The organism is Bradyrhizobium sp. Ken64, assembly GCF_055807555.1.
The window spans coordinates 581,125-596,700 of record NZ_JBVVPA010000001.1 but is presented as its reverse complement, the minus strand read 5'-3'; the positions used below and the strand labels follow the sequence as shown (position 1 = coordinate 596,700).

At 64.0% G+C, this 15,576-nt stretch carries 21 protein-coding genes and 1 tRNA gene; 14 read left to right on the top strand and 8 right to left on the bottom strand.

Annotated elements, in window-relative coordinates:
- Positions 1-4: 4 nt before the first annotated feature.
- A complete protein-coding gene (locus tag AC0L2F_RS02960; RefSeq protein ID WP_473247411.1) occupies positions 5-658 on the bottom strand; it encodes a TetR/AcrR family transcriptional regulator in 654 nt (217 codons plus the stop codon).
- 84 nt (positions 659-742) lie between these two features.
- On the opposite strand from AC0L2F_RS02960, the gene AC0L2F_RS02955 reads away from it, so the two are divergent.
- The 10 genes from AC0L2F_RS02955 (at position 743) to AC0L2F_RS02910 (ending at position 7,144) form a co-directional block, all read left to right on the top strand.
- Positions 743-1,681, top strand: a complete 939-nt coding sequence (locus AC0L2F_RS02955) for an SDR family oxidoreductase (RefSeq protein ID WP_007615480.1) — start codon at positions 743-745, stop codon at positions 1,679-1,681.
- 26 nt (positions 1,682-1,707) lie between these two features.
- The gene (locus AC0L2F_RS02950) at positions 1,708-2,367 is read left to right on the top strand and encodes an NAD(P)H-binding protein (RefSeq protein ID WP_473247410.1); all 660 of its coding nucleotides are present in this window, start codon (positions 1,708-1,710) and stop codon (positions 2,365-2,367) included.
- Positions 2,368-2,447: 80 nt separating this feature from the next.
- Positions 2,448-2,885 (top strand): DUF2948 family protein, encoded by a 438-nt coding sequence (locus AC0L2F_RS02945; protein ID WP_473247409.1) that lies wholly within the window; start codon positions 2,448-2,450, stop codon positions 2,883-2,885.
- A 150-nt stretch (positions 2,886-3,035) separates the two neighbouring features.
- Positions 3,036-4,331, top strand: coding sequence for a histidinol dehydrogenase (gene hisD, locus AC0L2F_RS02940; protein ID WP_007615474.1), 1,296 nt, complete (start codon positions 3,036-3,038; stop codon positions 4,329-4,331).
- Positions 4,328-4,825, top strand: coding sequence for a UPF0262 family protein (locus tag AC0L2F_RS02935; RefSeq protein ID WP_063994163.1), 498 nt, complete (start codon positions 4,328-4,330; stop codon positions 4,823-4,825). Before hisD ends, AC0L2F_RS02935 begins: the two co-directional genes overlap by 4 nt.
- Positions 4,826-4,830: 5 nt before the next feature.
- A complete protein-coding gene (locus AC0L2F_RS02930) occupies positions 4,831-5,298 on the top strand; it encodes an arsenate-mycothiol transferase ArsC (RefSeq protein WP_007615472.1) in 468 nt (155 codons plus the stop codon).
- Between the two features lie 156 nt (positions 5,299-5,454).
- Positions 5,455-6,084 (top strand): Maf-like protein, encoded by a 630-nt coding sequence (locus AC0L2F_RS02925; protein WP_007597557.1) that lies wholly within the window; start codon positions 5,455-5,457, stop codon positions 6,082-6,084.
- A gap of 155 nt (positions 6,085-6,239) precedes the next feature.
- Positions 6,240-6,422 (top strand): DNA gyrase inhibitor YacG, encoded by a 183-nt coding sequence (yacG, locus tag AC0L2F_RS02920; RefSeq protein WP_007597555.1) that lies wholly within the window; start codon positions 6,240-6,242, stop codon positions 6,420-6,422.
- 185 nt (positions 6,423-6,607) lie between these two features.
- Positions 6,608-6,683 (top strand) — tRNA-Phe (locus tag AC0L2F_RS02915).
- An 83-nt stretch (positions 6,684-6,766) separates the two neighbouring features.
- The gene (locus tag AC0L2F_RS02910) at positions 6,767-7,144 is read left to right on the top strand and encodes a hypothetical protein (protein WP_473247408.1); all 378 of its coding nucleotides are present in this window, start codon (positions 6,767-6,769) and stop codon (positions 7,142-7,144) included.
- 31 nt (positions 7,145-7,175) lie between these two features.
- Here the strand turns inward: AC0L2F_RS02910 and AC0L2F_RS02905 are convergent, their stop codons facing one another.
- The 3 genes from AC0L2F_RS02905 to AC0L2F_RS02895 are packed head-to-tail and all read right to left on the bottom strand — an operon-like array spanning position 7,176 to position 10,503.
- Positions 7,176-8,393: an SAM-dependent methyltransferase gene (locus AC0L2F_RS02905; protein ID WP_007615459.1), complete on the bottom strand. Its 1,218-nt coding sequence runs from the start codon at positions 8,391-8,393 to the stop codon at positions 7,176-7,178.
- Between the two features lie 10 nt (positions 8,394-8,403).
- Positions 8,404-9,186 carry a DUF1365 domain-containing protein gene (locus tag AC0L2F_RS02900; RefSeq protein WP_473247407.1) on the bottom strand — a complete coding sequence of 261 codons (783 nt, stop codon included), beginning with the start codon at positions 9,184-9,186 and terminating at the stop codon, positions 8,404-8,406.
- Positions 9,187-9,189: 3 nt separating this feature from the next.
- Positions 9,190-10,503 (bottom strand): NAD(P)/FAD-dependent oxidoreductase, encoded by a 1,314-nt coding sequence (locus AC0L2F_RS02895; RefSeq protein ID WP_473247406.1) that lies wholly within the window; start codon positions 10,501-10,503, stop codon positions 9,190-9,192.
- A 201-nt stretch (positions 10,504-10,704) separates the two neighbouring features.
- Here AC0L2F_RS02895 and AC0L2F_RS02890 point away from each other — a divergent pair, with 201 nt between their 5' ends.
- From AC0L2F_RS02890 to AC0L2F_RS02880, 3 genes are all read left to right on the top strand, one after another.
- Positions 10,705-11,511 (top strand): DUF1295 domain-containing protein, encoded by an 807-nt coding sequence (locus AC0L2F_RS02890; protein ID WP_007615456.1) that lies wholly within the window; start codon positions 10,705-10,707, stop codon positions 11,509-11,511.
- A gap of 157 nt (positions 11,512-11,668) precedes the next feature.
- On the top strand, positions 11,669-12,070 hold the full coding sequence (locus tag AC0L2F_RS02885; RefSeq protein ID WP_473247405.1) for a DUF2177 family protein: 402 nt from the start codon (positions 11,669-11,671) through the stop codon (positions 12,068-12,070).
- A gap of 2 nt (positions 12,071-12,072) precedes the next feature.
- On the top strand, positions 12,073-12,573 hold the full coding sequence (locus tag AC0L2F_RS02880) for a TspO/MBR family protein (protein WP_007615453.1): 501 nt from the start codon (positions 12,073-12,075) through the stop codon (positions 12,571-12,573).
- Positions 12,574-12,627: 54 nt separating this feature from the next.
- Here the strand turns inward: AC0L2F_RS02880 and AC0L2F_RS02875 are convergent, their stop codons facing one another.
- From AC0L2F_RS02875 to AC0L2F_RS02860, 4 genes are all read right to left on the bottom strand, one after another.
- Positions 12,628-12,924, bottom strand: a complete 297-nt coding sequence (locus AC0L2F_RS02875; RefSeq protein WP_063994156.1) for a hypothetical protein — start codon at positions 12,922-12,924, stop codon at positions 12,628-12,630.
- A gap of 20 nt (positions 12,925-12,944) precedes the next feature.
- Positions 12,945-13,529 (bottom strand): RNA polymerase sigma factor, encoded by a 585-nt coding sequence (locus tag AC0L2F_RS02870; protein ID WP_007615451.1) that lies wholly within the window; start codon positions 13,527-13,529, stop codon positions 12,945-12,947.
- 79 nt (positions 13,530-13,608) lie between these two features.
- Positions 13,609-14,256, bottom strand: coding sequence for a ChrR family anti-sigma-E factor (locus tag AC0L2F_RS02865; protein ID WP_473247404.1), 648 nt, complete (start codon positions 14,254-14,256; stop codon positions 13,609-13,611).
- Positions 14,253-14,798, bottom strand: coding sequence for a sigma-70 family RNA polymerase sigma factor (locus tag AC0L2F_RS02860; protein WP_035975266.1), 546 nt, complete (start codon positions 14,796-14,798; stop codon positions 14,253-14,255). Before AC0L2F_RS02860 ends, AC0L2F_RS02865 begins: the two co-directional genes overlap by 4 nt.
- Positions 14,799-15,316: 518 nt before the next feature.
- Between AC0L2F_RS02860 and AC0L2F_RS02855 the strand changes: the two genes are divergently transcribed.
- Positions 15,317-15,442, top strand: a complete 126-nt coding sequence (locus tag AC0L2F_RS02855) for a hypothetical protein (RefSeq protein ID WP_473247403.1) — start codon at positions 15,317-15,319, stop codon at positions 15,440-15,442.
- Positions 15,443-15,576: the final 134 nt, after the last annotated feature.

Here is a 15,576-nt window from a genome sequence, read left to right as displayed (position 1 = left end):
GGCCTCACGCCAATATCGCCCTGATCGCATCGAAGGTGCGCTTGACGAAAGCTTCCGGCTTCTCCCGCGCCCCTCCGCCGATCCAGCTCTCGCCGCCGACGCGCATCGCGCCGGTGGCGATCATGGCGACGAGCCGCGCCTTCAGCCGGTCCGATTTGGTTCTGGCGCGCTGGGCGAGCCCTTCGGCCAACGCTCGCTCGAGCTTCTCGTATTTGAGCTGGTCGCGCGACTGAAGCGCGGGATTATCGCGCTTGAGCCGCGACATGGCCGCGGCCTCGGCCGGATCGATCCGCTTGAGCGTCGCCGCGATCGCGTTCTCCGCCGCGCTCAGCATGGTTTCGCCCGCCGGCCGCGCCACGACCTCCGCGACCAGCGCGGCCGCGGCGCCTTCCTGCCAGGCCGCGACCACGTCCTCCTTCGAGGCGAAATAATGGAAGAAGCTGCGTCGCGACACCTCCGCAGCGGCAGCGATATCGTCGATGGTCGTGGCCTCGAAGCCGCGCTCCAGGAAGAGTGCCATCGCCCCGCGGGTCAACCGCTCGCGGGTCGCTTGCAATTTACGCTGGCGCAGGCCGGTGCCATCGGCGGATTTTGCTCCTGCCGGCAACGGCTTGGTGCGCCTGTCGACTGATTTCCCGGCGACCTTCGAAAGCTTCAAATCATTTCACCACTTGCAAAGTTGCACCCAGTGCACATTTAGACCCGTCGCGGGGCCCTTTCCCAGCCCCGACGGAGCTATGGCATGACCGACTGGACCACGGCAGACATCCCCTCCCTCAGCGGCAAGACTGCCGTCGTGACCGGAGCGACGGGCGGCCTCGGCTACGAAACCGCGATGGCGCTGGCGGGCGCCGGTGCCATTGTCATACTCACGGGGCGCAACGACGCAAAGGGCATGCGCGCGATCGAGGGCATTTGCGAGCGCTTTCCCAATGCGCTGATCGCCTATGAGCATCTCGACCTCGCCAGCCTCGCCTCCGTCGCCGATTTTACCAGGCGCTTTGCCGCCGGCAACGAGCAGCTCGACCTGCTCGTCAACAATGCCGGCGTGATGGCGCTGCCGAAGCGGCAGCAGACGGCGGATGGTTTCGAGATGCAGCTCGGCACCAATTATCTCGGTCATTACGCGCTGACGGCGCAGCTGTTGCCGCAGCTTCGCCGGGCGAAGGCGGCCCGGGTCGTCAACCTCTCGAGCCTTGCGCACCGCTCAGGTTCGATCAATTTCGACGATCTGCAGGCTAGGCATTCCTATCGTCCGTGGCGGGCTTATTGCCAGTCCAAGCTGGCGATGCTGATGTTTTCGCTGGAGTTGCAGCGCCGCAGCCTCGCCGCAGGCTGGGGTCTGACGAGCCTTGCCGCCCATCCCGGCTACGCGCGGACCGATCTGATTGCGAACGGGCCGGGTGCGAACACGTTCCAATCGCGGGTGAGCCGGTGGCTGCAGCCCTTCATTAGCCAGTCTGCCGCGGAAGGCGCGCTGCCGACTTTGTTGGCGGCGACCTGGCCGGCAGCGGAGCCCGGCGGCTACTACGGCCCGAACGGGTTTTACGAATTGAAGGGGCCACCGCGGCCGGCGAAGATCATGCCGCAGGCAAAGGATTTCGCCTCGGCAGCCATGCTGTGGGATGTCTCGGCGACGTTGACCGGTATATCCTTCGACGAGATCGCGGCCGCCGCATGAGCCGCGAGCCTGTCGGGGAGGTCCCGATGCAGATCATCATCTTCGGCGCGACTGGCATGGTCGGGCAGGGCGTCTTGCGCGAATGCTTGATCGATGCCGGCATCGATCGCGTGCTCGTGGTCGGCCGCAGCCCGACCGGCGTGCGCCACGCCAAGCTCACGGAGATCACGCACGGCGATTTCACGGACTACTCGGCGATCGAAGCGCAGCTCACCGGCTTCGACGTCTGCTTCTTCTGCCTCGGCGTCTCCTCGATCGGCATGAGCGAGGAGCGCTACCGTCGTCTGACCTATGACATCACGCTCGCAGCGGCGACCGCGCTGGCACGGCTCAATCCGCAGATGACATTCGTCTATGTCACGGGCGCCGGCACTGATTCTACCGAGCAGGGTTCGCGGATATGGGCGCGGATCAAGGGCAAGACCGAGAACGATCTGCTCAAGCTGCCGTTCAAGGGGGCCTACATGTTCCGGCCGGGTGCGATCCAACCGCTCCACGGTGCCCGCTCCAAGACCGCGTGGGTGCAGGCCGTGTATGCAGCAAGTTGGCCATTGTGGTCGGTGCTGCGCCGGCTCTCGCCGCGGCTCGTCACCTCGACCGAGCAGATCGGCCGCGCCATGATCCGGGTTGCGCGGGAGGGGTATCCGCGAAAGGTGCTGGAGATGGAGGATATCAATAGCCTCTAGTCCAGTGGGGCGTTAGTTCTAGGGAAATTTCGCCGCCCGCGCGCGTTGAGCCCGTCCGCCCGAAGCAGAAAGCGCCGTCGATGTCTCCCCAGCTCAAACTGATCGCACTCGACGCCGACGACCTCTCCGTGATCTCGGCGCACGTCCAGGACGCCCGCGTGCAGCCCTCGGACATCATCTGGCGGCAAAGCGAAAAGCGGCTGGTCGTCGGCATGAGCCGGTTGGACTGGGAGCAGACGCTGGACGGCGAGGCCGAGCAGCGCAGGCTGGTGGCCGCCCTCCGTTTCGACCGCGTGCTCGCCTGCAAGTCGCGCAACATCGACCTCGACGCGCCGGACACTGTCCTGGACCTCGTCGGCATCGAATTCCACGGCCAGGACGCCCCCGGCGGGAGCGCGCTGCTGCTGTTTGCCCAAGGCGGCGCCATCCGCCTCGACGTCGAATGCCTGGAATGCGAGCTGACTGATCTGGGAGCGGATCAGCTGGGGACGGGGTTGGAGGCTGAAGGCGAGGGGTGAGTGGCATCCCAAGGCCACGCATCCCGCGCTCGTCAGGCGACGCCGGAGGGGAACGGCCCGGCCCAAGGGTTGACGCAGCTTCCCCGCCGCGCCATTGAGCAGGGGCCTGGTGAGCCAAACCGCGCCCCCAAAAACCAGTTAGAAGCCAAGATGCCCGTTCGTCTCGACCGCAGCAGCGCCGATTTTGACCAGCGATTCGGGGCCTTCCTCGCCGCCAAGCGCGAGGCCTCGGCAGACGTCGAGGCGGCCGCGCGTGCCATCGTCGACGACGTGGCGAAGCGGGGCGACGCCGCCCTGCTCGAGGCCACGGCAAAGTTCGACCGGTTGACGCTCGATGCATCCGGCCTGCGCGTCACCGCCGCCGAGATCGAGGCCGCGGTGAAAGCCTGCGATGCAGCGACGCTGGATGCGCTCAAGCTCGCGCGCGATCGCATCGAGACCTATCACAGCCGCCAAATGCCGAAGGACGAGCGCTTCACCGATCAGCTCGGCGTCGAGCTCGGCTGGCGCTACACCGCGATCGAATCCGCCGGCCTCTACGTGCCGGGCGGGACCGCGGCCTATCCGTCCTCGGTGCTGATGAATGCAGTGCCGGCAAAGGTCGCCGGCGTGGCGCGCCTCGTCATGGTGGTGCCCTCGCCCGACGGCAAGCTCAATCCGCTCGTGCTGGCGGCAGCAAAGCTTGGCGGCGTCACCGAGATCTATCGCGTCGGCGGCGCGCAGGCGATTGCCGCGCTCGCGCATGGCACCGCGACGATCGCGCCCGTCGCCAAGATCGTCGGACCCGGCAACGCATATGTCGCCGCGGCAAAGCGGCTGGTGTTCGGCAAGGTCGGCATCGACATGATCGCCGGTCCCTCGGAGGTGCTTGTCATCGCCGACGACACTGGCAATGCGGACTGGATTGCCGCCGACCTGCTGGCCCAGGCCGAGCACGATTCCAGCGCGCAGTCGATCCTGATCACCGATTCCGCGCGCCTTGCCGCCGATGTCGAAAAGGCCGTCGAGGCGCAGTTGAAGACGCTGCCGCGCGCCGCGATCGCCAGCGCCTCGTGGGCCGATTTCGGCGCCATCATCATGGTGAAGAACCTCGACGACGCCATTCCGCTCGCGGATGCGATTGCCGCCGAGCATCTCGAGATCATGACGCAAGATCCCGATGCGCTCGCCGCAAGGATCCGCAACGCGGGCGCCGTGTTCCTCGGGCCGCATACGCCGGAGGCGATCGGCGATTATGTCGGCGGCTCCAACCATGTGCTGCCGACGGCGCGCTCGGCACGATTCTCGTCGGGGCTTTCGGTGCACGATTTCCTCAAGCGTACCTCGATCCTGAAATGCGGCCCGGATCAGCTGCGTGCGCTCGGTCCGGCCGCGATGATTCTCGGCAAGGCGGAGGGGCTAGATGCCCATTCGCGCTCGATTGGATTGCGCCTCAATTTGTCATGACCCAGCCGCCCGAACAGGACGACTCGACCAATCGCATCGTGGGCGTCACGCTCGACGAGGACTCGATCGGCCGTTCCGGGCCCGACATCGAGCATGAGCGCGCGATCGCGATCTACGATTTGATCGAGCAGAATCTGTTCGCGCCGGAGGGCGCCAACGGGAAGGGGCCGTTCACGCTGCATATCGGCATCACGGGCAGCCGGCTGATGTTCGACATCCGCCGCGAGGACGGCACGCCGGTGGTCGCGCATCTGTTGTCGCTGACGCCGTTCCGGCGGATCGTGAAGGACTATTTCATGATCTGCGACAGCTACTACCAGGCGATCCGCACGGCGACGCCGGACAAGATCGAGGCCATCGACATGGGCCGCCGCGGCATCCATGACGAGGGTTCGCGCACGCTGCAGGAGCGGCTGAAGGGCAAGGTGCGGGTCGATTTCGAGACCTCGCGCCGGCTGTTCACGCTCATTACCGTCCTGCACTGGAAGGGTTAAGCGCGATGGCGGGTCCGCCACGCGCACGCGATCCGCAATCGGTGCTGTTCGCCTGCGCAATGAACAGCGTGCGCTCGCCGATGGCGGAGAGCCTGCTGCGGCACATGTTTCCGCAAGGCCTCTATGTGAAGTCGGCCGGTGCCAGGCGCGGCGAGCTCGATCCGTTCGCGGTGTCTGTGATGGCCGAGCTCGGCCAGGACATCTCCACCCACAAGCCGCAGACCTTCGAGGAGCTGGAGGACTGGGAGGGGCTGAATTTCGACCTGATCATCACGCTGTCGCCGGAGGCGCATCACAAGGCGCTGGAGCTGACCCGCACGCTCGCCGCCGACGTCGAGTATTGGCCGACGCAGGATCCCACCACCATGGAAGGCAGCCGCGACCAGAAGTTGGCTGCCTATCGCGACGTCTGCGACCAGCTCCTGCTGCGCATCCGCCGGCGATTTTCGAAGGTGGGCGCGGCGAACGGGTAGCATTCGGTGCCCGTAACACCCGCGTCACAGACTGCAGGCACACGCATCCTGTACCCGTCGAATCAGTAAAGTCCGGGTTCCCGGGTTGTGAAATCAGCCCCCGTCCGATAGGTTCCGCGCGCAATTCACCCCCTGCTTCATTCCCCAAATCACCTGATGCTCGGCCGCCCCAAATTCGTTCTCGCCTCCGGTTCGCCGCGGCGCCTGTCGCTGCTCAACCAGGCCGGCATCGAGCCGGACGCGCTCCGGCCCGCCGACGTCGACGAGACGCCGAAGCGGGGCGAGCTGCCGCGCGCCTGCGCCAATCGTCTCGCGCGGGCCAAGGCGGATGCGGCACTCAAATCGGTGCAGCTCGACGACGAGCTGCGTGGCGCCTTCATCCTCTCCGCCGACACGGTGGTGGCGGTCGGCCGCCGCATCCTGCCCAAGGCCAACCTCGTTGACGAGGCCGCGCAGTGCCTGCGGCTGCTGTCGGGCCGCAACCACCGCGTCTACACCGCGATCACCCTGGTGACGCCGCGCGAGGCCTTCCGCCAGCGCCTGGTCGAGACCCGCGTCCGCTTCAAGCGCCTCTCGGAGGATGACATCCAGGCCTATATCGGCTCCGGCGAGTGGCGCGGCAAAGCCGGCGGCTACGCCGTGCAGGGCATCGCCGGCTCGTTCGTAGTCAAGATGGTGGGGTCCTACACCAACGTCGTCGGCCTGCCGCTCTACGAGACCACCACGCTGCTCGGCGGCGAAGGTTTCCCGATCCGCTTCGGCTGGCTCAACGCCACCGCCGTGTGAGCCGAAAAGCCGCTCCTGCAAAAATCGCGAAAACAACCCCATGCACAGTAGAATTGCCCCGCAGGAATCTGGCCGGAACGCCTGCACTTCCGCCGGAGGAACCCCTTTGGCGACAGGCTCTTGAACTCTCTCACCTCGCGTAAGCTGAGCACCCTATGGACGACCAGGTGAAAAAGCCCGCAAGCCCCCTCAAAACCTGCCCGATCTGCGGCAAGCCGCAGTCCGAGGCCACCCGCCCGTTCTGCTCGTCTCGCTGCCGCGACGTCGATCTGAACCGCTGGCTGAAAGGCTCCTACGTCATTCCCGGCCGGGATGACGAGGCAGATGGGGAAGAATAAACAAGTAATATCAATATTCTAGGTGGATGCTGAACGCGCCGCACGCCAGCTCCGGCAAGCCCGCCCGACCTTGTGCACAGCCGGGCCGCGCCCCGCGGAGCCATCGGCGAAGCGTGGGTGGACAGGCAGCCTTCAGCCCACTATAAACCGCCCGCTCGATGGGCTTTGGCCCCTCTTTGGAGCACGCCCAGGTAGCTCAGTTGGTAGAGCATGCGACTGAAAATCGCAGTGTCGGTGGTTCGATTCCGCCCCTGGGCACCATTTTCGCTCTCCACGGGCAACATCTTCTCCAGCGCCAGGCCTTGAGCGCCAGGCCTTGAGCGCCAAGCCTTGAGCGCCAAGCCTTGACCAGCTGGCTCGCGCAGCAATCCATTGCGGACCAGATCGCGCCCGCCCATTGCTGGCACTCTGCTTGCTCAGCCAGGACCAAAGTCTGGCCTTGGAAGAGAGGCCGTTTCAGGTTGAGGCAAGTGATGCAAGAAATGTCCCGTTCTGGTGCTGCCGGCGAACTCCGGCTCGATGCGTTGGTCGCCGATTTGTGGTGGCGCGTTCGGCTCATCAACACCGACATTCTCGAGGAAGAGGCGAGAGCAGGGGTGTTTGACGTGCTTCAGCCGACATATCCGCTTCTTGCGCTTAATCTTCGCGCGAGACGCGACAATTTGGTCTCGACGATCGGCGTGCTCGAACAGCGTGCGCGATCAACGTCGGAAGCGGCTTGAGGGTTCGTTCACGCCGGAAACGTCAGCGACGTCAGCTCCGGCGCGCGAAGACCAGCTGTCGGACGTCGATCTTTTCGGCCCTGAAACCCGCCTCGCAGTAGCAGAGGTAATATTCCCACAGCCGCCGGAACGGCTCGTCGAACCCGAGTGAGGTCAGGTCCGTCCAGGCATGGCCGAAACTCGCTCGCCAGACCGCGAGCGTCTTGGCGTAGTCCTGTCCAAAGACCCGCTCGCGGATGAGAGGCATCTGCACGCGTTCGCCGAGCGCGCGCAAGACATTCGGCGAAGGCAGCATCCCGCCCGGAAAAATGTATCTCTGGATGAAGTCCACGCGCCGCCGGTAGCTGTCAAAGAGCTCGTCACGGACGGTGATCGCCTGGATTCCGGCAAGACCGCCCGGCTTGAGCCGCTGGTGCAGTTGATTGAAGTACGTCGGCCAGAACGGCTCGCCGACGGCCTCGATCATCTCGATCGAGGCGATACGGTCGAACTGCCCGTCCTGATCGCGATAATCCTGCAACCGGACCTCGACATTGTCGCCGAGCCCGGCTTCGTGGATTCGCCGGCTGGCGAATGCGTGTTGCTCCTTGCTGATGGTGAGCGCCAAGACCTTGGCGCCGCAAGTCTTGGCGGCATATTCGGCAAAGCCGCCCCAGCCGCAGCCGATCTCCAGCAGGGTATGGCCGGGCCGTAGCTCGATCGCCTGCGCGAGTTGGGCATATTTGTGCCGTTGAGCGGCGAGCAGGTCGGTCGCCTCGGGCGAAAACAATGCCGACGAGTAGGTCATGCTCGGATCGAGCCAGGCCGCAAAGAACGCGTTGCCAAGATCATAATGGGCGTGGATATTCAGCCGCGATCCCAGTCGCGTGTTTCGGCGCAACCGATGCAGCGCGCGCCGGCAAAGCCGGACCAGTGCATTGCCGGCGAAAGCGCTGTCGACCAGATCGTCGTTCAGACAGAACACGTAAAGCAGCTGGGAGAGATCCGGCGTGCTCCAATCGCCTCGAACGTATGCCTCGGCCATGCCGATATCGCCGCCCAGCACCAGGCTTCGCGCGAAGGCGTAACTGTTGAGCTCGATGGTCGCCGACGGCCCCGGATGCGTTCCCCGCAACACCACCGTTCTGCCGTCGGGAAGGCGAACATCCACGGTGCCGAGCTTGAGCCGCGACGCAAGCCGCAGCGCGAGCCGCGCGAGCAAGGGAACGTCATCGAAGCGAGCAGTCTGGTGAGTGGCTGCGAGGTCCATGGCTTCACATTCAGGGTTGGTTCGGACGGGGAACGAAAGGAACATTTTTCAGCCAAAGCCGGATCGCTTCCCAATGAATGGCCGCGACGACCTTGAAGGTGAGAAGTGGCAGGGTGACGAGCGTCGCCAACAGCGAGCGGCTGGTCAGCGGGCGACGTTGTCCAGAGAATGCAGCTGTAAATATAGCACCGTGCTCATCGCTCTGCACGATTCTGACCTTCACTTGATGGTCGGGCGGAGCAATGCTGAAGCGATACTGCGTTTGCATCTCCATGAATGGCGAGACGTAGAACTCCTTCGCCTGGCATTGTCGTATGGCACCGCCGGCAGCAGTGTCCTCGACCGGAAGGATGTAGGAATGGATTTCGCCAAAAGTGTTGCGGACTTCGTAGATCAGCAGCGCAAGATTGCTGCTGCTGCCATAACAGAAGTAGATCGAAAGCGGATTGAACACGTAGCCGAAGAGCCGCGGATAGCACAAAAGGAGGATGCGCCCTCCCGACAGATTAATATCGTGCTGTTCGGCCAGGCCTCGCACATGGCTGCTCAAGGAGGCGCCGTCACGCTTGCCGTGATCGGATTCGTGAAAGCTGAAGACTGACGCGCGATTGACGCCGAACAGGCGAGACTGGCGATCCGCTTCATCAAGCCGGTCGAGGTCGATGAGCAGGCTCATGACCCGGTAAGCGAACCTGTGGTGCACGGGCCGCATGCGTGCGTGCATCACCCGGCCCAGGTAGAGCGCGGCTGCAGATAACGTCGCTGTTCGTTCTGGAGCGCCCGGTTGCAACATGGTCTACTCAGCAGCCTGCGCCAGCAACGCGCCGGACCCTCGCCACGGCACCGCGCTGCCAAGTGCCTCGGCGACGGCGATGCCCGAGCGCAAGCCGTCCTCATGGAATCCGTAGCCGGTCCACGCGCCGCAAAACCAGGTACGGCGGCGTCCCTGGATTTCGGGGAGCTTCCTCTGCGCGGCGAACGCGCTTGCGTCATATTGTGGATGCGCGAAAGTGAACTTGCCGAAAGTGAGATGAGGCGCCGGCTCGCAAGGGGGATTGAGGCTGACGAATAGCGGCTTGCTGTCGTCGATGCCCTGCAGCCGGTTCATCCAGTAAGTCACCGCGACGTCGTTCTGGGCAGGCGCTTCGCGTCGCCAGCGCAAGAAGTTCCAGGATGCCCATGCGTTGCGGCGTTTCGGCATGAGGCTGATGTCGCGGTGCAGATAGGCCGTGTTTGGAGCGTAACGGATTGCGCCGAGAATGGATCTCTCGCGCGGGTCGGCATCCGACAGCATCGCCAGAGCCTGATCGCTGTGACAGGCCATCACGACAGCGTCGTAGGAGTCCTGATGGCCGTGACTGTCGCGGATCGTCACACCGTGCTCGTTGCGATGGATCGACGTCACCGCGCAGCCGAGCCGGATGCTGGCCTTGAACCTGGCCGTGAGCTTCTCGACATAGCGCCGGCTGCCGCCCCGGACGGTCCGCCAGAGCGGCCGATCCAGATGCAACAGCCGGTGATTGTCGAAAAAGGCGATGAAGTTTTCGGCGGGAAAGGCGAGGATCTCGGCCGAGGGCGACGACCAGATGGCGGCCCCCATCGGTCCCAGATAATCGCTGAACAGGCGCGGGCTGAACGCTGACTTGCGCAGATATTCGCCGAGTGTGAGGTTCTGGAGTTGGCCAGTCCGCAAGTCGGAGACGCTTTCCTTGTTGAAGCGGCGGACCTCGGCCAGCATGCGAAAATACGACGGGGAGAAGAGGTTACGCGGCTGGGCAAACAGGCCGGAGGCGACCTGCAGGAAGGTCTCGCCGCCGCCCCGCCACTCAAATCGACCATGGTCGGCCGACATCGCGAAGCTCATGCATGTCTCCTCGGTCTTCACACCCAGGTGCGCGAACAGAGACGTCAAATCCGGGTAGTTCGGCTCGTTGAACACGATGAAGCCGATGTCGACGTCGATCTCTTCGCCATCGTAGTCAACCCGCACTGTATGACTGTGTCCACCCGGTCGCAATTCGCGCTCGTAGACGGTCACGGCATGACGTTCGGACAGGAGCCATGCGGCGGCATTGCCGGCAATTCCCGTCCCGATCACCGCCAAACGCATGCTTTGTCGCCCCCTAATACCACCAGCGACGGCCGGAACATCCGGATTCGGGCCAATGTCGTCCGTCGCCCGGCTCAGGACAGCTCTCATAGCTGACCCGACCACATGCGCTTGAGGAAACGTTCCAGCGGACAGCGTGGATCACCCGCGAAACCGGGGCACGGGGCGGACGTAAGGATCCGAGTTTGCGTATGGTGAGGCATGGATTTCAGCCAAATACTGATCGTCGCCGGCATCGCGCTTGCCCTTTCGCTATTGATGGGGCTGGCCTGGATCGTTCAGCAGCGAACCGGCAATTCCGGGTGGGTCGATACGATCTGGACCTACTCCATCGGTATCGTCGGGGCAGTGGCGGCCCTTTTGCCGTTCGCCGAGGCGCTGCCAGTGCGCCAGATGCTCGTGGGCGGGCTCGTGCTGCTTTGGTCGGCGAGGCTCGGGACGCATATCGCCCGCCGCGCCGCGGCGGGTATCGACGATCCGCGATATGCAAGCTATGCGCGGGAATGGGGCTCACAGGCGCCGCGTCGCATGTTCGCGTTCCTGCAGTCGCAGGCCTTCGTCTCGGTGCCGCTGCCATTTGCGGTCTTCCTCGCTGCACACGCTCCACGGGCAGCCCTGGGAGTTCAGGACTATGTCGGCGCCGCCATCATGCTTGCGGCCGTTGCGGGCGAGGCGATCGCCGACGAGCAATTGCGAGGCTTCAAGCGGGACAAGGCAAACGCGGGCCTGGTTTGCGATGTCGGGCTTTGGCGCTGGTCGCGTCATCCGAATTATTTCTTCGAATGGCTCGGGTGGCTCGCCTACCCGGTCATCGCGCTGTCGCCGGGCTACGCATGGGGCTGGGCGAGCCTGATCGCGCCGGCGATCATGTACTGGATACTCGTGCACGTGACCGGAATACCCCCGCTCGAAGCTCAGATGCTTCGATCCCGTGGCCGCCGGTATCGGGACTATCAGTCACGCACCAGCGCTTTCTTTCCACGGCCGCCCAAGAAGGCGCCGCAATGATCGGAGTTCCGGCGCCGCACGATCAGGTTCAAGGGCCTGACAGGGTTGCGCGGCAAGGCGGAACGGGGGCGCAGCGTGATCCAGCGAAGGGCTCACGTCGTTTACAGGCGCTGCCTTTGTCAAACCGGTTTCGACAGCACCGGAGGGGAGACCGGACATGAGCCTGCTTTTCACATATCTGTCGGTGGCTGCGACCTTCGTTGCGCTCGACATGGTCTGGCTCAAGACCATGGTTGAGAGACTTTACCGCCCGGTGCTGGGCGACATGTTGCGCTCGGAGCCGGACCTCGCCGCCGCCGCAGTGTTTTATCTGGCGTATCCCGTCGGCCTGATCTGGTTCGCGGTGCTGCCGGCTCAGCAAGATGGCGGCGCTCTGCGGGCCTTCACGTCCGGCGTGATGTTGGGCTGCTTCACTTATGCCACCTACGATCTGACCAACCAGGCCACGCTGAGGAATTGGTCGACGGGGCTCACTCTTGCCGACGTGTGCTGGGGATCCTTCCTCGCCGGTGTCAGCGCCTGGACGGGATTTCTCGTCGCTCAAAGGATGGCGCATTGATCATGGATGGGACACACGACGGAGCGCTGCAGCAAGATGGCGACCGTAAGCGCGGCAGATGGTACCGATGCGCCGCTTTCCTGTTTCTGGTTCCTGCTGCGGGGATTTTGATCGGGGTCCTGAACCGTCCGGGAGCGTGGTACGCGGCGCTCAACAAGCCATCCTTCAATCCGCCGGATGCGGCCTTCGCACCGGTCTGGACGGCTCTGTTCCTCATGATCGCCGTTGCGGGATTCCGCACCTTCGAGGCGGAGCCGCGCGGAACGGCGATGCGATTATGGAGCCTGCAGATGATCCTGAACTTTGCATGGTCTCCCATCTTTTTTTCGCTTCATCGCATGGACGTGGCGCTCGGCGTCATTGTTGCGCTGTTCGCCGTGATCCTTGCCTTTGTCTGGCGTCAATGGGCGAACGATCGGCTGGCAGCGACGCTTTTCATTCCCTATGCCGGCTGGGTGGGTTTTGCGACCTTGCTGAACATCTCGTTGCTCCGTTTCAATTAGGATCGGCCGCAGAGCTGACCTCATGGCGTCGAACGGGGGAGCGTGGCGCCGAATTCAGAGATCCGTCGCTCCGTCGTCAAAGGCGTCTCTGGTCGCCGCGATCTTGTCGGAGAGCGACGTGAACGCGATCTGGACATTCCGCTTGGCATCGTCGTCAAGCACGAGGTGCGCAAGATCGACCAGTCGATCACCGAAGCGCTCCATGACGACGAGCAGTTGACCGAGCCCGTCCGCGGGCTGCTCGGCTACCAGACGGTCGACCTCTTTTACCATCTGCTCGAGCCTCGCAACGGAGGTTACGAGCGGGTCCTGGTATCCACGGTTGGGGAATTCGATGATCTCTGCGGCCACGCGCGGGGTCCTCGCCTGCTTCAGGCTGCAGCCGATGCGGCAAGACAGTCCTTGCGTACCGCCAGAAGAGTTCGGTGCAGCCAGGTCTTGATGGTGCCGACGGGCACACCGAAGCGCCGCGACAAGCTCGCGCGGCTCTCGCCCTCGAGATAGGCCAGCGCCACCAGCCTTCGGCGGTCTTCCGGCAAGCGAGCCAGCACGCTGCGTGCGATTGGTTCGGCGCGGGCGTAGTCGAAATCGTCGATCGACGGCTGATCAGCTATTGTCGGAACCAGAAGCGCCTCGTCCAGCTCGTGAGTCGGCAGTCTTCTGACCCGCAGATGGTCGATGGCGGTATTCCGCGCGATGGCGGACATCCAGGTCATCGCCGAAGCGCGGTCGCCGTCGAACCGACCCGCGTTGCGCCAGATCTTCAGATAGGTTTCCTGAAGAATGTCCTCGATGTCGTGGGGCGGAGTTCCGACGGCGAGCGCAGTCCTGCGCAGCCTGCTCCGCGTCAGCATATGCAGCGCTGCGAAGGCCCGGGTGTCGCCCGCCGAAACGCATGCCAGCAGTTCGGGCAATGTTTCGCTCTGCGCCTGTCGTGTCAGGCTTAAGCCGGCCATGACCTGTCTCCCTTGCGTTTCCTTCGAAACGCTCCGGGCTCGCGTTCGGATCACCCGGCGGAAGAAGGAGGCGAGCGGATCAAAGCCGCACGAATGGCCCGATCAACCTGCCGAGCAGGCCGTTCATGCGCAGGTCGCCCGTCATTGCGACGAGGCAAACACATGGACCCTCGTTGCCCACCACAGGCCGATGGTCGATCTCGTCGTCGCCATAGTCGAAATCACCCGGACCAAACCGGCCGCCCTCGTGGCTGAAGCTGCCCTCGAGCACGAGGGTCAGTTCGGTGCCCGTGTGCGTGTGCTCGAGCATGCGGCTCCCCGGCGCGGAGCGAAGCAGAAATGCCCGCGCCGTCCCCGAACCGGACAGCTCGATCGGTCGCATGCTCAGACCTGGAGCGATGCGCCTGCGCTTGCCGATGCGGTAGTTTCGCAGTGCCGCCGGAACATCCTGCTCGCTGCCGCGAGCGACGTGGGCAGTCCGCACCGCTCGCTCTTCAGGAGCGTCGTGAATGCGCGACATCACCTGCTCGAACGCATCCGATGCGACCGGCACCGGCTCGACATCTTCAAGCGCCAAGCCGCCAAGTTGCTCGATGGCCTGCACGAACCGGCCGCACCGTGCGCAACCAGCAACATGCACACCCACCACCAATTGATGGGCTTCTTCCAACCTGCCGGCCGCAAAGTCGGCCAGAAGATCTTCCGGCGGATGATGGCTGATGGTCATGCTTCTTCGTCCAATATGTCTCTCAAGCGGTTCATCGCCAGCCTGATTCGCGATTTGACCGTTCCGAGCGGAATGCCGAGCAGGCTCGCGATTTCCGGGTGCGGCTTCTCCTCGATGAACGACAACCTCACCACCATGGATTGCTCCATCGAGAGCTGCTTGACGGCCGAATTGATCCGCGCTGCGTCCTGCACGCGGGACATGACGGCATCCGCGGGTTCGGCGGGGTCCGGTGTCTCGGGAAGCTCAGAGGTGCCCCGCAGGCGGTCTGCCCGCGCCCTGCTGCGGAACAAATCGATGCGCAGATTGCGCGCGATGGTGAATATCCATGCCGCGGCCCCGGCCGTCGCAGGATCGAACTGACCTGCCTTCCGCCAGACGGCGATCAGGGTGTTTTGAGCAATCTCCTCCGCCTCGTCTGAACTGCACCCGGCCTTCAGCATCAGTCCCTTGATGCGTGGCGCGAAATGCTCGAACAGGCGCTTGAAGGCCTCCCGGTCTCCGGCCGAGGCGACGCGTCCGATCAGATCAGCCCAGTCCACTTTTGTGTTCGGCCCTTTGCTCGTGCCAGTCGACAGCCGCGCTTCAATCCTCCGGGGAAAACCAGCCTTCACCCGGATTGGCGCATCTAAAGCTCGGATAGCAGCGATCATAGCGCCTCGACAAGCGATCTGTGGGTCTGGGAACGAACGAGGATAGGTTCTGGATCACCGCGGAATGATCATTTCGACAGGTTCCGGCGCCGTCCGCGCAGAGGTCCGGCCGACCGCGCCTCGAAGGATGGCCGCATTCGAGCTTCCAGCCATATCTTTCCTCACATGCAACCGTCCTGCTCACATCTGGAAAGACATGGTCATGACGTTGTCGTTACGCTTCGTTGCGTGTCGTTATCCTCTCGACTGCGTTGCTGCTGTGCGACTTCAGCCGCACGGCGATGTCGCAACCGGGTGTAGCCGAAGCATGATCGCCGCCCCACATCTCCTCCGATCGGACGATGGCTCGACCGTTAGCGCATCGATCATCACCGGGCGCAGTGGTCCACCAGACAAAGGAAACACTGATGCGCAACTCCATCCTCGTGGCTCTCGCAGCGATTGCATTGGCGAACGTGGTGACACCCTCGAACGCAATGGCCATCGTCCGGGACGACCGCAATCAACCTGAGGTCCGCGACCACCGCCACTAAGCGCCCTGGCGGCGGAGCCGAACTGAGGAGGTTCGGCTCCGCTTCGCGTCATGGATCGTCTGCGCGTGGCGCGGATGTCCATTCGCGATTGTGAGCCTTGAGAGCGAGCCACGCCCGCGCTCTCATGCTATTGC

Bases quoted from the DNA above. Each gene is read 5' to 3' on its own strand.
- AC0L2F_RS02905 (WP_007615459.1), bottom strand. From the start codon at position 8,393: ATGGACCTCGCAGCCACTCACCAGACTGCTCGCTTCGATGACGTTCCC.
- AC0L2F_RS02890 (WP_007615456.1), top strand. From the start codon at position 10,705: ATGGATTTCAGCCAAATACTGATCGTCGCCGGCATCGCGCTTGCCCTT.
- AC0L2F_RS02955 (WP_007615480.1), top strand. From the start codon at position 743: ATGACCGACTGGACCACGGCAGACATCCCCTCCCTCAGCGGCAAGACT.
- AC0L2F_RS02935 (WP_063994163.1), top strand. From the start codon at position 4,328: ATGACCCAGCCGCCCGAACAGGACGACTCGACCAATCGCATCGTGGGC.
- yacG (WP_007597555.1), top strand. From the start codon at position 6,240: ATGGACGACCAGGTGAAAAAGCCCGCAAGCCCCCTCAAAACCTGCCCG.
- AC0L2F_RS02855 (WP_473247403.1), top strand. From the start codon at position 15,317: ATGCGCAACTCCATCCTCGTGGCTCTCGCAGCGATTGCATTGGCGAAC.
- AC0L2F_RS02945 (WP_473247409.1), top strand. From the start codon at position 2,448: ATGTCTCCCCAGCTCAAACTGATCGCACTCGACGCCGACGACCTCTCC.
- AC0L2F_RS02950 (WP_473247410.1), top strand. From the start codon at position 1,708: ATGCAGATCATCATCTTCGGCGCGACTGGCATGGTCGGGCAGGGCGTC.
- AC0L2F_RS02900 (WP_473247407.1), bottom strand. From the start codon at position 9,186: ATGTTGCAACCGGGCGCTCCAGAACGAACAGCGACGTTATCTGCAGCC.
- AC0L2F_RS02925 (WP_007597557.1), top strand. From the start codon at position 5,455: ATGCTCGGCCGCCCCAAATTCGTTCTCGCCTCCGGTTCGCCGCGGCGC.
- AC0L2F_RS02865 (WP_473247404.1), bottom strand. From the start codon at position 14,256: ATGACCATCAGCCATCATCCGCCGGAAGATCTTCTGGCCGACTTTGCG.
- hisD (WP_007615474.1), top strand. From the start codon at position 3,036: ATGCCCGTTCGTCTCGACCGCAGCAGCGCCGATTTTGACCAGCGATTC.
- AC0L2F_RS02895 (WP_473247406.1), bottom strand. From the start codon at position 10,503: ATGCGTTTGGCGGTGATCGGGACGGGAATTGCCGGCAATGCCGCCGCA.
- AC0L2F_RS02885 (WP_473247405.1), top strand. From the start codon at position 11,669: ATGAGCCTGCTTTTCACATATCTGTCGGTGGCTGCGACCTTCGTTGCG.
- AC0L2F_RS02870 (WP_007615451.1), bottom strand. From the start codon at position 13,529: ATGGCCGGCTTAAGCCTGACACGACAGGCGCAGAGCGAAACATTGCCC.
- AC0L2F_RS02930 (WP_007615472.1), top strand. From the start codon at position 4,831: ATGGCGGGTCCGCCACGCGCACGCGATCCGCAATCGGTGCTGTTCGCC.
- AC0L2F_RS02880 (WP_007615453.1), top strand. From the start codon at position 12,073: ATGGATGGGACACACGACGGAGCGCTGCAGCAAGATGGCGACCGTAAG.